Here is a 13,027-nt window from a genome sequence, read left to right on the forward strand (position 1 = left end):
GAGCGGGCAAGCCCGCGAAGAGGCCGGTACAGGGATCAGGCGCGCGAGTCGCGCACCATGTCCACGTGCGGGATGCCGGCTTCGAGGAACTCTTCGCTGACTACGCGAAAGCCCAGCCGCTCGTAGAACGGCGTGGCGTGCACCTGGGCGCTGAGCATCTGCTGCTTCAGGTCGCGGTTCTGTGCTTCGACAATCACCGCGTTCATCAGCGCGTCACCCACCTTCAGCCCGCGCCAGTCCTTCAGCACCGAGACCCGGCCAATGGTGCCGTCAGGCAGCAGGCGCGCGGTGCCGATCGGGTAGTCGCCTTCCAGGGCCAGGAAGTGCGCGGCGGTCGGGTCGTCCGAGTCCCACTCCAGCTCCGGCGGCACGTGCTGTTCGGCAATGAACACCGCTTCGCGGATGCGGCGGATGTCGGCGTTGTCCTTGTGCCAGTCGGCGAGGCGCACACGAATCTTATTCATTGGCGAATCCCAGGCTTCCTTGTTTGACCAGCTGCTGTACCAGCATAAGGCCATCTTCATCCTGCAGCCATTCGCCCAGGTTGTCGATGTGCAGGGCGTCGGCCGCGCAAACCAGCTTCAGCAGCTCGCGCAGTTTGCCCGGCAGCGGGCAGCTGCGGCCGCTGGCGAACAGCAGCAGGTCTTCTTCGAACTCCGACCAGGCCAGGCGCGCGCTCGGGTTGCGGATCAGGATGGCGCCTTGTTCCAGGGCATCGATCAGCTCTTCCTCGGACAGCTCTTCACCGACGATCTGCTCGGGGTAGCGTGGCTCGGTCATGAACTGGCCGAACCAGGTCAGCAGCAGGTCTTTGTCGCCCATGTGCTTGTCGAGCAGCGCCTTGAGGCGGTCGAGGGCGTCGTGCTGGATCTGGTGCGGGTCGCTGGCCGGCTGGGCATCGGCGTCGCTGTAGCGTTCTTCGTCGGGCAGGAACTGGCCGAGGAAATCGGTGAAGTGGGTCAGCACTTCGGCGGCGCTTGGCGCGCGGAAGCCTACCGAGTAGGTCAGGCAGTCGTCCACGGCCACGCCGTAGTGGGCCAGGCGTGGTGGCAGGTAAAGCATGTCGCCCGGCTCCAGGGTCCACTCATCGCTCTGCTCGAAGTCGGCGAGGATGCGCAGGTCGGCGTGCTCCAGCAGCGAGCTGTCGCTGCTGCACATCTGGCCGATTTTCCAGTTGCGCTGGCCGTGGCCCTGCAGCAGGAACACGTCGTAGTTGTCGAAGTGCGGGCCGACGCTGCCACCGGGGGCGGCGAAGCTGATCATCACGTCATCGATGCGCCAGCTGGGCAGGAAGCGGAAGTTTTCCAGCAGTTCGGCCACTTCCGGGACGAACTGGTCCACGGCTTGCACCAGCAGGGTCCAGTCCTTTTCCGGCAGCTCGGCAAAGGTATCTTCGGTGAACGGGCCGCGACGCAGCTCCCACGGGTGCGCGCCGTGCTCGAGCACGATACGCGACTCTACTTCCTCTTCCAGGGCCAGGCCGGCCAGCTCGTCGGGGTCGATCGGGCTGATGAAGTCCGGGAAGGCCTGGCGCACCAGCAGCGGCTTCTTCTGCCAGTAGTCGCGCATGAATTCGCGGGCCGAGATGCCGCCCAGCAGCTGCAGTGGAGTATCAGGATTCATGTTCAACCTATTGAAAAAATGTAATTTTCGTTCGGGAATAAAAACGCCCGGCCAGGCCGGGCGTTGAACGCGACGGTCAGCTTAGATGCGTTTGGCCTGTGCTGCCGCGTTGCCGATGTAGGTAGCAGGGGTCAGCTGCTTGAGCTCGGCCTTGGCTTCGGCTGGCATATCCAGGCCGTCGATGAAGGTCAGCAGCGCTTCCGGGGTGATGCCCTTGCCACGGGTCAGCTCTTTGAGCTTCTCGTAGGGGTTTTCGATGTTGAAGCGGCGCATCACGGTCTGGATCGGCTCGGCCAGGACTTCCCAGCAGGCGTCCAGGTCGGCGGCGATGCGGGCTTCGTTGACTTCCAGCTTGCCGATGCCTTTCAGGCTGGCTTCGTAGGCGATGACGCTGTGGGCAAAGCCCACGCCCAGGTTGCGCAGCACGGTGGAGTCAGTCAGGTCACGCTGCCAGCGCGAGATCGGCAGCTTGCTGGCCAGGTGCTGGAACAGCGCGTTGGCGATACCCAGGTTGCCTTCGGAGTTTTCGAAGTCGATCGGGTTGACCTTGTGCGGCATGGTCGACGAGCCGATTTCGCCGGCAACGGTCTTCTGCTTGAAGTAGCCCAGCGAGATGTAGCCCCACACATCGCGATCGAAGTCGATCAGGATGGTGTTGAAGCGGGCGATGGCGTCGAACAGCTCGGCGATGTAGTCGTGCGGCTCGATCTGGGTGGTGTACGGGTTGAACTGCAGGCCCAGCTCGTCTTCGATGAAGGCGCGGGCGTTCTGCTCCCAGTCGATCTGCGAGTAGGCCGACAGGTGGGCGTTGTAGTTGCCCACGGCACCGTTGATCTTGCCCAGCAGCGGTACGGCGGCAACCTGGGCGATCTGGCGCTCCAGGCGGTACACGACGTTGGCCAGTTCCTTGCCCAGGGTGGTCGGCGAAGCCGGCTGGCCGTGGGTGCGCGACAGCATCGGCACGTCGGCGTGGGCGTGGGCCAGGGCGCGGATGGCGTCGGCGATCTGGCGCATCAGCGGCAGCAGCACTTCGTCACGGCCGGCGCGCAGCATCAGGGCGTGGGACAGGTTGTTGATGTCCTCGCTGGTGCAGGCGAAGTGGATGAACTCGCTGACCTTGGCCAGCTCAGGGAGCTTGGCGGCCTGCTCCTTGAGGAGGTATTCGATCGCCTTGACGTCGTGGTTGGTGGTGCGCTCGATTTCCTTGACGCGTTCGGCGTGCTCGAGCTTGAAGTCGGTGGCCAGGCTGTCCAGCAGGGCGTTGGCTTCGGCGGAGAACGCCGGCACTTCGCCGATCTGCGGGTGGGCGGCCAGGCGCTGCAGCCAGCGCACTTCGACCAGGGCGCGGAAACGGATCAGGCCGAATTCGCTGAAAATGGGGCGCAAGGCCTGGGTTTTGCCGGCATAACGGCCGTCTACAGGGGAAACCGCAGTGAGCGAAGAAAGCTGCATGGGGTGTTCTCGGACAGTCAGGCTTTTGGAAGGGCGCATATCATACATGAAAAATGCGCTCAGGTCGGGTGGCTGACCAAAGGTCGGGCCATAAATCAGCTGTGCATTGTGCATTGCCTGTTCTGGCCCTATCACCGGCAAGCCAGCTCCCACAGGTACGGCACCGGCCTTGAGCACAGTGCATATCCTGTGGGAGCTGGCTTGCCGGCGATGAGGCCGGAACTGTCAGCCCCTGTCAGGAGGGGCTGCGCATCATGTCGTACAGTTCGTTCAACAGCTTGCGCCGGCTGAATACCAGCTGCCAGCGGTGCCCGCCCAGCTGGCGCCACAGGCGTGCGGCGCGGATGCCGGCCAGCAGCAGGGCGCGGATTTTCGAGGCGTTGCTGGCCTGCTGCAGGAAGCGCATGTCGCCATGTACCTGGATGCGCTGGCGCAAGGTGCTCAGGGTGTCCTGGTACAAGGCTCCACTGGAAGCGATGACGTTTTCATGAACCAGGCCGAAATGTTCGGCCTGGGACTGGATTTGCGGCAGACGGTTGCCGATGGTGTCGAGCAGGTCGCCGCGCTTGTTCAGCTGGCGCTCCAGGCCCAGCATCGACAGGGCGTAGCGCAGCGGCTCGCGCTGCAGGCTGCTGGGGTCGCGCTCCAGCGCGCCGACCAGCGCGCGATAGCCGTCGCGCAGGTTCAGGTCGTCACCGCCGAACACCTCCAGGGTGTCCTTGGGGTCGCGGACCAGCAGGCTGCCCAGCATGCAGCCGATGTTGGCCTCGCTGGCCTGGCCGGTGCGGGCGATGCGGTCGACCAGTACGGCGGCCTGGAACACACCGCCCAACGCAATCAGCTGCTCCTGCAGGTTGCTCATGCGCGCGGGCTCCACGGCTCGGCGGCTTCGATCACGCCGCCGCCCAGGCACACTTCGCCGTCGTAGAACACCACCGACTGGCCCGGGGTAACGGCACGTTGCGGTTCGTCGAACACCGCACGGTAACCGCTTTCGGTGAGTTCCAGGGTGCACTGCTGGTCGCTCTGGCGGTAGCGCACCTTGGCGGTGAGCTGGCGCGGGCTGCCGAGGTCGACCGGGTTGACCCAGAAAATTTCCGAAGCGAGCAGGGCGCGGGAGAACAGCCACGGGTGTTCATTGCCCTGGCCGACCACCAGCACGTTGTGGGTCAGGTCCTTGTGCAGCACGTACCACGGCTCGTCACCGGCGTCCTTCAGGCCGCCAATGCCCAGGCCCTGGCGCTGGCCGATGGTGTGGTACATCAGCCCGTGGTGGCGGCCGATCACTTCACCGTCGGTGGTCTCGATGTTGCCCGGCTGGGCCGGCAGGTATTGCTTGAGGAAGTCGCTGAAGCGGCGCTCGCCGATGAAGCAGATGCCGGTGGAGTCCTTCTTCTTGGCGGTGGCCAGGCCGTGCTTTTCGGCAATGGCGCGTACTTCGGGCTTTTCCAGCTCGCCAACCGGGAACAGGGTGCGGGCGATTTCCTTGCCGCCGACGGCGTGCAGGAAGTAGCTCTGGTCCTTGTTCGGGTCCAGGCCCTTGAGCAGTTCGGTGAGCTCGCCGGTGTCGCGGCGGCGCACGTAGTGGCCGGTGGCGATCAGGTCGGCACCCAGCGACAGGGCGTAGTCGAGGAACGCCTTGAACTTGATTTCGCGGTTGCAGAGGATGTCCGGGTTGGGCGTGCGGCCGGCCTTGTACTCTTCGAGGAAGTGCTCGAACACGTTGTCCCAGTATTCGGCGGCGAAGTTGGCGGTGTGCAGCTTGATGCCGATGCGGTCGCACACGGCCTGGGCGTCGGCCAGGTCTTCACGGGCGGTGCAGTATTCGGTGCCGTCGTCTTCTTCCCAGTTCTTCATGAACAGCCCTTCCACCTGGTAGCCCTGCTCCATGAGCAGAAGGGCGGAGACGGAAGAGTCCACGCCGCCGGACATGCCGACGATGACGCGGGTCTTGGCGGGGTCTTTGAGTGCTGGGCTGGTCATGGTTACCGGTGTGTATCAAGGGGGAAAAACGCCGATTCTATCAAACCTGCGGCGGCGCGTCAGTCGCGCAGCAGGTCGAGGCTGTGCAAGGGGCCTTTCAGGTAGTCGTCGAGGCAGCGTGGCACCAGCTCGCTGCGCCAGCGGGCGGGGTCGGCCAGCAGTTCGTCGCGGGTCAGCCACACGGCGCGGACGATGTCGCTGTCCAGCGCCAGGTCGGCGTGATGGCGCACGGGGCGGGCGGCGAAGCAGATGCGCTGGTAGGTCACGCCGTTGCTTGGGGCGGTGTACAGGTAGATGCCGACCACGCCGGTGAGCTCGACTTCCCAGGCGGTTTCTTCGAGGGTTTCGCGCAGGGCGGCCTGGGGCAGGGTCTCGTTGGGTTCGAGGTGGCCGGCGGGCTGGTTGAAGACATGCTGGTTGGCTTTGAATTCTTCGACGAAGAGGAACTTGCCTTCGTGTTCGACGATGGTGGCGACGGTGATGTGGGGTTGCCAGGTCATTTGTATGTCCCTTCAGATTGGTGGGGCCGCTTTGCGGCCCATCGCCGGCAAGCCAGCTCCCACAGGTGCAGTGCAAGCTTGAGGCATTCACAATACCTGTGGGAGCTGGCTTGCCGGCGATGGGTTGCAGAGCAACCCCATTTCCCAGAAAGCACAAACCCCGGTGCGTGGCCGGGGTTTGTGCTGTTACTTCAAGCGAACCTTACAGGGCGGCAATGGCGCTGTTCAGGGTCTGGCTTGGGCGCATCACCTTGGCGGTCAGCTCGGCATCCGGGGCGTAGTAGCCACCGATGTCGGCCGGCTTGCCCTGGACGGCGTTGAGCTCGGCGACGATGGTCTCCTCGTTCTCGGTCAGGGTCTTGGCCAGTGGCGCGAAGCGTGCCTGCAGGGCAGCGTCGTCGTTCTGCGCAGCCAGGGCCTGAGCCCAGTACAGGGTCAGGTAGAAGTGGCTGCCGCGGTTGTCGATACCACCGACTTTGCGCGAAGGCGACTTGTTGGTGTCGAGGAACTTGCCGGTGGCCTGGTCCAGGGTGTTGGCCAGCACTTTGGCGCGCGGGTTGTCGTAGGTGTTGCCCAGGTGCTCCAGGGAAGCGGCCAGGGCCAGGAATTCACCCAGCGAGTCCCAACGCAGGAAGTTCTCTTCCACCAGCTGCTGTACGTGCTTCGGTGCCGAACCGCCGGCGCCGGTTTCGAACAGGCCGCCACCGCTCATCAGCGGCACGATCGACAGCATCTTGGCGCTGGTGCCTAGTTCCATGATCGGGAACAGGTCGGTCAGGTAGTCACGCAGCACGTTGCCGGTCACCGAGATGGTGTCCTTGCCTTCGCGGATGCGGGCCAGGGAGAACTTGATGGCGTCGACCGGTGCCAGGATGCGGATGTCCAGGCCGGTGGTGTCGTGATCCTTCAGGTACTTCTGCACCTTCTCGATCATCACGCCGTCGTGGGCGCGGGCCGGGTCCAGCCAGAACACTGCAGGGGTGTTGCTCAGGCGGGCACGGTTGACGGCCAGCTTGACCCAGTCCTGGATCGGCGCGTCCTTGACCTGGCACATGCGGAAGATGTCGCCGGCTTCGACGTTCTGCTCGAGAACGACCTGGCCTTTGCTGTCGACCACGCGCACGACGCCGTCGGCCTTGATCTGGAAGGTCTTGTCGTGGGAGCCGTATTCTTCGGCCTTCTGTGCCATCAGGCCGACGTTCGGTACGCTGCCCATGGTGGTCGGGTCGAAGGCGCCGTTGGCCTTGCAGTCTTCGATGGTGGCCTGGTAGATGCCGGCGTAGCAGCGGTCCGGGATGATCGCCTTGGCATCCTGCAGTTCGCCGGCGGCGTTCCACATCTTGCCCGAGTCACGGATCATGGCCGGCATCGAGGCGTCGACGATGACGTCGCTCGGCACGTGCAGGTTGGTGATGCCTTTGTCGGAGTTAACCATGGCCAGGGCCGGACGCTGGGCGTACAGGGCCTGGATGTCGGCTTCGATCTCGGCCTGCTTCTCGGCTGGCAGGTCCTTGATGCGGGCGTACAGGTCGCCGATGCCGTTGTTGGCGTTGAAGCCTACTTCAGCCAGGGCGGCGGCGTGCTTGGCCAGCACGTCGTTGTAGAATTCTTCGACGATGACGCCGAACATGATCGGGTCGGAGACCTTCATCATGGTGGCTTTCAGGTGTACCGACAGCAGCACGCCGGAAGCCTTGGCATCGGCGATCTGCTCGGCGATGAAGGCTTTCAGGGCCTTGCGGCTCATGGTGGCACAGTCGATGACTTCGGCAGCTTTTACCGCAGTCTTTTCTTTCAGTACGGTGGTGTTGCCGTCTTTGCCGACCAGCTCGATGCGCAGGCTGTCGTCAGCTTCGATCAGTGCGGCTTTCTCGCTGCCGTAGAAGTCGCCCTGGGTCATGTGGGCAACGTGCGACTTGGAGTCGGCAGCCCAGGCGCCCATCTTGTGCGGGTGCTTGCGGGCGTAGTTCTTGACCGACAGCGGCGCGCGGCGGTCGGAGTTGCCTTCGCGCAGGACCGGGTTCACGGCGGAACCTTTGATGCGGTCGTAGCGGGCGCGGGATTCTTTCTCTTCCGCGGTGGCCGGCTCGTCGGCGTAGTCAGGGATGTTGAAGCCCTTGCCCTGCAGTTCCTTGATCGCGGCTTTCAGCTGCGGTACCGAGGCACTGATGTTCGGCAGCTTGATGATGTTGGCTTCAGGGGTGGTAGCCAGCTGGCCCAGTTCCGCCAGGTGATCGCCTACTTGCTTCTCTGCGCCCAGTTGCTCCGGGAAGGCGGCGAGGATACGGCCAGCCAGGGAGATGTCGCGGGTTTCGACGGCGATGTCAGCCGAAGCGGTGAAGGCTTCGATGATCGGCAGCAGCGAGTAAGTGGCGAGGGCGGGGGCTTCGTCGGTGAAGGTATAGATGATCTTGGAACGGGTGGGCATGCGGGTTAACTCTCTGTGTGCTGAGCGTGCTCGAGTCTCGTGGTGCGCAGGGTAGGCGCATCGCCCTGGCAACGCCATGAGCGGAAAGTCGAGAGGCTGCGAGCGGTGATGGTGGATGCATCAGTCGAGCGTCAAGTGCTGGGCTGCGGTAACAGTCCAGGCTTCGTGGCCAGGCTTTGTGTCCATTCATGGCCAAGGGCGGTCCGCATTTTTCCAAGGGATCGCCCCGATGACCCTTCGGTCGCGGCGGAGTATACCAAACCATTCGGGCTAATCAGCAAGGCCAAGTGATATCGGCCCATTTATAAGACCAAAGACTAAGCGGCAATGTGGCGGGTTGTCGCATGCCTTGCAGGTCGGCAGATGTGGTTTAGGCTCAGTGGATCGCATGATGTCCAATCACACCCGACAGCGGAGTAGTGCAAGCATGGGATACCAGAAAATCAAGGTTCCGACCGACGGCGCGAAGATCACCGTCAATGCCGACCATTCGCTCAACGTTCCTGACAACCCGATCATTCCTTATATCGAGGGCGACGGGATTGGCGTCGATGTCTCGCCGGTAATGATAAAAGTGGTCGACGCCGCCGTGCAGAAGGCCTACGGCGGCAAACGCAAGATCGCCTGGATGGAGGTTTACGCCGGCGAAAAAGCCACCCAGGTGTACGACCAGGACACCTGGCTGCCCCAGGAAACCCTCGATGCCGTGCGTGATTACGTGGTGTCGATCAAGGGGCCGCTGACCACCCCGGTGGGCGGCGGTATCCGTTCGCTCAACGTGGCCTTGCGCCAGCAACTGGACCTGTACGTGTGCCTGCGCCCGGTGCTGTGGTTCCAGGGCGTGCCCAGCCCGGTGAAAAAACCCGGCGATGTGGACATGGTGATCTTCCGCGAGAACTCCGAGGACATCTATGCCGGCATCGAGTGGAAGGCCGGCTCGCCCGAGGCGAACAAGGTGATCAAGTTCCTCAAGGAGGAAATGGGCGTTACCAAGATCCGCTTCGACCATGACTGCGGCATTGGCGTCAAGCCGGTGTCGAAGGAGGGCACCAAGCGCCTGGTGCGCAAGGCCCTGCAGTATGTGGTGGACAACGACCGCGAGTCGCTGACCCTGGTGCACAAGGGCAACATCATGAAGTTCACCGAGGGTGCCTTCAAGGACTGGGGCTATGAAGTGGCGCGCGACGAGTTCGGGGCCGAGCTGCTCGATGGTGGCCCATGGATGAAGTTCAAGAACCCCAAGAGCGGCCGCGAGGTCATCGTCAAGGACGCCATCGCCGACGCCATGCTGCAGCAGATCCTGCTGCGCCCGGCCGAGTACGACGTGATCGCCACCCTCAACCTCAACGGTGACTACCTGTCCGATGCCTTGGCGGCGGAAGTGGGCGGTATCGGCATTGCGCCGGGTGCCAACCTGTCCGACACCGTGGCCATGTTCGAGGCCACCCACGGCACCGCGCCCAAGTATGCCGGGCAGGACAAGGTCAACCCGGGTTCGGTGATCCTGTCGGCGGAGATGATGCTGCGGCACATGGGCTGGACCGAGGCGGCGGACCTGATCATCAAGGGTACCAATGGCGCGATTGCCGCCAAGACCGTGACCTATGACTTCGAGCGCCTGATGGACGGCGCCAGGCTGGTGAGCAGTTCAGGCTTTGGCGATGAAATGATCAAGCATATGTAAGGCAACGGAAAACCGGCCGCTTCCAGTCAGGAGGCGGCCGGTTTTTTCGTGTACCGGCAGGCGGCGCGGCAGTTCAGGCGTCGGCAGTGCTGCTGGTGTGCGGAGCCCTGGCGGCCGCGGCGGCAGTGGCGCTGCTGATATTCACCGCGTGCAGGCCTTTGGGGCCCTGGACGATGTCGAAGCTCACGGCCTGGCCGGCCTTGAGCGTCTTGTACCCGTCCATCTGGATGGCTGAATAATGAGCGAACAAGTCGTCAGTCTTGCCCTCTTCATTGATGAATCCGTAGCCCTTGGCATTGTTGAACCACTTGACTTTACCGCTTGCCATCCCTATGTCCCTCTGCAAAGGACTCCATCACTGGAGTATCATCCACTTCATCCGCATACGAACCATGCGAAAAATCTGGTTGACTGCGCGGATCTTTATCGACCACGGTGGGTTCTTATTGGTTGTAACACCGTTTTGCCGATAGTCAAGGTCGCCCGGCGCCTGCGCTGGCCGTGCCCTTCGCAGTCAACCCACAACCTTAACCTGTCGCTCATGATGAAATTCTTTCCATGCATGCACCTAGTGAGATTCGACTAACATTCAATCAGGATCGCCCGCAATCGAATGAGGACGACGGCTCGGGTCTTGCAGTTCAGGAAGCCAAGCCGATCCTGCAGGCGCCACCGATGTACAAGGTGGTTTTGTTCAACGATGACTACACGCCGATGGATTTCGTCGTCGAAGTGCTCGAGACGTTCTTCAATCTGAACCGCGAGCTGGCGACCAAGATCATGCTGACCGTCCATACCGAAGGGCGGGCAGTGTGCGGATTGTTTACCCGTGACATCGCCGAAACAAAGGCTATGCAGGTCAACCAATACGCCAGGGAAAGCCAGCATCCGCTACTCTGTGAAATCGAGAAGGACGGTTAATCGCCGACCACTTGGGTATGAGGTGAAGCTATGTTAAACCGCGAGCTCGAAGTCACCCTCAATCTTGCCTTCAAGGAGGCTCGTTCGAAGCGTCATGAGTTCATGACCGTCGAACATTTGCTGCTGGCACTCCTTGACAATGAGGCTGCCGCGACCGTTCTGCGCGCCTGTGGCGCCAATCTCGACAAACTCAAGCACGACCTGCAAGAGTTCATCGATTCCACCACACCCCTGATCCCGGTCAACGATGAAGATCGCGAAACCCAGCCGACCCTGGGCTTCCAGCGTGTACTGCAGCGTGCCGTGTTCCACGTGCAAAGCTCCGGCAAGCGTGAAGTCACTGGCGCCAACGTGCTGGTGGCGATCTTCAGCGAACAGGAAAGCCAGGCCGTGTTCCTGCTCAAGCAGCAGAGCGTGGCCCGCATCGACGTGGTCAACTACATCGCCCATGGCATCTCCAAGGTGCCGGGCCATGGTCCGCATTCCGAAAACGACCAGGAAATGCAGGATGAAGAGGGCGGCGATACCGCCTCTTCTAGCAACCCGCTGGATGCCTATGCCAGCAACCTGAACGAACTGGCCCGTGCCGGCCGTATCGACCCGCTGGTAGGCCGCGAGCAGGAAGTTGAGCGCGTGGCGCAAATCCTTGCCCGTCGGCGCAAGAACAACCCGCTGCTGGTGGGTGAGGCGGGCGTGGGCAAGACCGCCATCGCCGAAGGCCTGGCCAAGCGTATCGTCGATGGCCAGGTGCCCGATTTGCTGGCGCAGAGCGTGGTGTATTCCCTCGACCTCGGCGCACTGCTGGCGGGTACCAAATACCGTGGCGATTTCGAGAAGCGCTTCAAGGCGCTGCTCGGCGAGCTGCGCAAGCGCCCGCAGGCGATCCTGTTCATCGACGAAATCCACACCATCATTGGTGCCGGTGCGGCGTCGGGCGGGGTGATGGATGCGTCCAACCTGCTCAAGCCGCTGCTGTCGTCCGGTGAGATCCGCTGCATCGGTTCGACCACCTTCCAGGAATTCCGCGGCATCTTCGAGAAGGACCGTGCCCTGGCGCGGCGCTTCCAGAAGGTCGATGTCAGCGAGCCGTCGGTCGAAGACACCGTGGGCATCCTGCGTGGCCTGAAAGGCCGCTTCGAAAGCCACCACAACATCGAGTACAGCGACGAAGCCTTGCGCGCCGCCGCTGAACTGGCCTCGCGCTACATCAATGACCGGCACATGCCCGACAAGGCCATCGACGTGATTGACGAAGCCGGTGCCTACCAGCGCCTGCAGCCGGAGGCCAACCGCGTCAAGCGCATCGATGTGCCGCAGGTCGAAGACATCGTCGCCAAGATCGCGCGGATTCCGCCGAAGCACGTCACCAGTTCCGACAAGGAACTGCTGCGCAACCTCGAGCGTGACCTGAAGTTGACCGTATTTGGTCAGGACCAGGCGATCGATTCGCTGGCCACCGCCATCAAGCTGTCCCGCGCCGGCCTCAAGTCGCCGGACAAGCCTGTCGGTTCGTTCCTGTTCGCCGGCCCGACCGGCGTCGGCAAGACCGAAGCAGCACGGCAGCTGGCCAAGGCGCTGGGCGTGGAGCTGGTGCGCTTCGACATGTCCGAGTACATGGAGCGCCACACCGTGTCGCGCCTGATCGGTGCGCCTCCTGGCTATGTTGGCTTCGACCAGGGTGGTTTGCTGACCGAGGCGATCACCAAGCAACCGCACTGCGTATTGCTGCTCGACGAAATCGAGAAGGCTCACCCGGAAGTCTTCAACCTGCTGCTGCAGGTGATGGACCACGGCACCCTGACCGACAACAACGGGCGCAAGGCCGACTTCCGCAACGTGATCCTGATCATGACCACCAACGCTGGCGCAGAAACCGCCGCGCGGGCCTCGATCGGCTTTACTCATCAGGACCATGCGTCCGATGCCATGGAAGTCATCCGCAAGAGCTTCACGCCGGAGTTCCGCAACCGCCTGGACACCATCATCCAGTTTGGCCGCCTGAGCCACGAGACGATCAAGAGCATCGTCGACAAGTTCCTTATCGAACTGCAGGCGCAGCTGGAAGACAAGCGTGTGCTGCTGGAAGTCAGCGATGATGCACGCGGCTGGCTGGCGGCCTCGGGCTACGATGTGCAGATGGGTGCGCGGCCGATGGCGCGGCTGATCCAGGACAAGATCAAGCGGCCGCTGGCCGAAGAGATCCTGTTTGGCGAACTGGCCGAGCATGGTGGCGTGGTGCACGTCGACTTGCGCGATGGCGAACTGGTGTTCGACTTCGAGACCACGGCTGAGGTTGCGTGACAGATGGGGCCGCTATGCGGCCCTTCGCGGGCACACTGATCTGGTCAAGTAATTTTGGACACCGGTTAAGGTTTATGCCGCTGCCCTCAGTTTTTCCTCCATGGCTACCGGGGTCTCGTATCCGTTGTAGCTGTG

General features: G+C 62.8%; 11 protein-coding genes. 3 read left to right on the forward strand and 8 right to left on the reverse strand.

Features of this window, described 5'->3' with window-relative positions; genetic code table 11:
• Window positions 1-35: 35 nt before the first annotated feature.
• From CAG34_RS13650 to CAG34_RS13680, 7 genes are all read right to left on the reverse strand, one after another.
• Window positions 36-464: a GNAT family N-acetyltransferase gene (locus tag CAG34_RS13650; protein WP_003258855.1), complete on the reverse strand. Its 429-nt coding sequence runs from the start codon at window positions 462-464 to the stop codon at window positions 36-38.
• Window positions 457-1,623, reverse strand: a complete 1,167-nt coding sequence (locus CAG34_RS13655) for a cupin domain-containing protein (protein WP_085590573.1) — start codon at window positions 1,621-1,623, stop codon at window positions 457-459. The genes CAG34_RS13650 and CAG34_RS13655 overlap by 8 nt, the downstream gene beginning before the upstream one ends.
• An 81-nt stretch (window positions 1,624-1,704) precedes the next feature.
• Complete coding sequence (purB, locus tag CAG34_RS13660; protein ID WP_013973297.1) at window positions 1,705-3,075, reverse strand: adenylosuccinate lyase; 1,371 nt, start codon at window positions 3,073-3,075, stop codon at window positions 1,705-1,707.
• Window positions 3,076-3,310: 235 nt separating this feature from the next.
• A complete protein-coding gene (gene hflD / locus CAG34_RS13665) occupies window positions 3,311-3,937 on the reverse strand; it encodes a high frequency lysogenization protein HflD (protein ID WP_015270973.1) in 627 nt (208 codons plus the stop codon).
• Entirely contained in the window at window positions 3,934-5,058 is a 1,125-nt protein-coding gene (gene mnmA, locus CAG34_RS13670) for a tRNA 2-thiouridine(34) synthase MnmA (RefSeq protein ID WP_085590575.1), read from the reverse strand. The genes hflD and mnmA overlap by 4 nt, the downstream gene beginning before the upstream one ends.
• Window positions 5,059-5,117: 59 nt before the next feature.
• Entirely contained in the window at window positions 5,118-5,558 is a 441-nt protein-coding gene (locus tag CAG34_RS13675) for an NUDIX hydrolase (protein ID WP_025339778.1), read from the reverse strand.
• Window positions 5,559-5,760: 202 nt separating this feature from the next.
• A complete protein-coding gene (locus CAG34_RS13680) occupies window positions 5,761-7,986 on the reverse strand; it encodes an NADP-dependent isocitrate dehydrogenase (RefSeq protein WP_085590577.1) in 2,226 nt (741 codons plus the stop codon).
• Between the two features lie 427 nt (window positions 7,987-8,413).
• On the opposite strand from CAG34_RS13680, the gene icd reads away from it, so the two are divergent.
• Window positions 8,414-9,670 carry an NADP-dependent isocitrate dehydrogenase gene (gene icd, locus CAG34_RS13685; RefSeq protein ID WP_085590578.1) on the forward strand — a complete coding sequence of 419 codons (1,257 nt, stop codon included), beginning with the start codon at window positions 8,414-8,416 and terminating at the stop codon, window positions 9,668-9,670.
• Window positions 9,671-9,743: 73 nt separating this feature from the next.
• Here the strand turns inward: icd and cspD are convergent, their stop codons facing one another.
• Window positions 9,744-9,998 (reverse strand): cold shock domain-containing protein CspD, encoded by a 255-nt coding sequence (gene cspD, locus CAG34_RS13690; protein WP_025339775.1) that lies wholly within the window; start codon window positions 9,996-9,998, stop codon window positions 9,744-9,746.
• Between the two features lie 230 nt (window positions 9,999-10,228).
• On the opposite strand from cspD, the gene clpS reads away from it, so the two are divergent.
• Complete coding sequence (clpS, locus tag CAG34_RS13695) at window positions 10,229-10,591, forward strand: ATP-dependent Clp protease adapter ClpS (protein ID WP_013973290.1); 363 nt, start codon at window positions 10,229-10,231, stop codon at window positions 10,589-10,591.
• A 30-nt stretch (window positions 10,592-10,621) separates the two neighbouring features.
• Window positions 10,622-12,892 (forward strand): ATP-dependent Clp protease ATP-binding subunit ClpA, encoded by a 2,271-nt coding sequence (gene clpA, locus CAG34_RS13700; protein WP_025339774.1) that lies wholly within the window; start codon window positions 10,622-10,624, stop codon window positions 12,890-12,892.
• The last annotated feature ends 135 nt before the right edge of the window (window positions 12,893-13,027 follow it).

Origin of the sequence: Pseudomonas sp. B14(2017) (assembly GCF_002113255.1) — a bacterium.
Taxonomy (GTDB): domain Bacteria; phylum Pseudomonadota; class Gammaproteobacteria; order Pseudomonadales; family Pseudomonadaceae; genus Aquipseudomonas; species Aquipseudomonas putida_Z.